The organism is Nocardioides zeae, from assembly GCF_010686755.1.
In the GTDB taxonomy this organism is placed as follows: domain Bacteria; phylum Actinomycetota; class Actinomycetes; order Propionibacteriales; family Nocardioidaceae; genus Nocardioides; species Nocardioides zeae.
Genome location: NZ_JAAGXA010000030.1, coordinates 1 through 1432, shown reverse-complemented (window position 1 = coordinate 1432; position 1432 = coordinate 1). Strand labels below are relative to the sequence as shown.

General features: G+C 65.9%; 1 protein-coding gene. It reads right to left on the bottom strand.

Annotated elements, in window-relative coordinates; genetic code table 11:
- Positions 1-28 precede the first annotated feature (28 nt).
- Positions 29-1321, bottom strand: a complete 1293-nt coding sequence (locus tag G3T38_RS20815; RefSeq protein ID WP_163774833.1) for an ISL3 family transposase — start codon at positions 1319-1321, stop codon at positions 29-31.
- Positions 1322-1432: the final 111 nt, after the last annotated feature.

Genomic DNA, 1432 nt, shown 5'->3' with positions numbered 1-1432 from the left:
TTTCGGGCTCTTGTGACTGATCCGTGGGTTATCGGCGGCCGGGGAGGGTGGGGCGGTGTCCTGCGAGGTTGAGCATGGCGAGGGCGATGAGTGCGTGGGGTGAGCGGAAGCCGAAGGCGGTTCTGGTGATGAGCCGGATCTTGGTGTTGACCGACTCGATGAGTCCGTTGGACAGGTTGTGCTCGATAGCGGCCAGGATCGCTGTTCGGTGTTCGACCACGGTGCGTTGGAGTTTCACGAATCGTTCGATCCGGCAGCGTCGGGCCCATCCGATCCACCGGTCGAGCGCTTCGGCGGCTTCGTCGAGGGGGAGTTGGAACACCAGCCGTAGTCCCTCTTTGAGGAGGTAGGCGCGGTGCAGGCGGGGCTCGGTCTTCGCGATCCAGGCCAGTTTCACCTGCTGTCGGGTGGTGAGGTTCTCCGGGTTCTTCCACAGCGCGAATCGCGAGTCCTTCAACGCTTTCGCGTGACCGATCGAGTGGTTCTCCCTGCCTGCTGCTCGCCGGGCCCGCAGTGTGGCGGTATCGGCTCGGGCGGCGTTCCACACTTGGCGTCGGACCTCGTCGAGGGCCTCGCTTGCCCACTTCACGACATGGAACGGGTCGGCGCATCGGACCGCGTTGGGGCAGCGTTCGGCGACCACGGCAGCGATCCATCGTGCCCCGTCGGCTGAGACGTGGGTGATCCGGTTGCTGCGCTCGGTGCCCAGGGCATCGAAGAACCCACGCAGTGTCGCCTTGTCCTTGCCGACGCCTGCCCAGACCAGGCGGCCGGTGTCGTGGTCGACCACCACGGTCAGGTACTTGTGGTTGCGCTTGTAGGAGATCTCATCGATACCGATGCGCCGCAGGCCAGCGAGGAAGTCGACCCCGCTTGCGGTGTCGTCCCAGACCCGAGTGATGATCGCGCCGACGGTACGCCACGCGATCCTCATCAACTGCGTGATCGCGGTCTTGGAGCACTGGGTGGCCAACCAGGCGACCTGCTGGTCGAAGGCGTGGGTGTGGCCGGCGCCGTGACGAGCCCAGGGGACCTTGGCGACCACGACACCGTCCTCGCGGCAGCGGACGCGCGGGGCGTCGGCCTCGAGGAAGACCATCACCTCACCGAAGTCCAGCGCACGCCAGCGGCGTCGACCTTCGCCGCGGTCGTACCAGCTGCAGCGGCGCCCGCACTGACCGCATCGCCCCGCGATGGTGCTCATCGGCCGCACACGGACGATCAACCTGCCCGCGCCGTGAACCTCTTCCTCGAAGACGACGTCTTCGACAACCGTCTTCTCGACCCCGAGGAGCCGCCGCCATAGAGTCGCTGATTGCACGCCGTTCCTTGCTCTTCGGTCCTGTTCCTTCGCAAGTCCAGAACCTAGGCAGGAACGGCGTGTCCTCACTCCCAGACGCGCTCAACCACCCACGGATCAGTCACAAGAGCC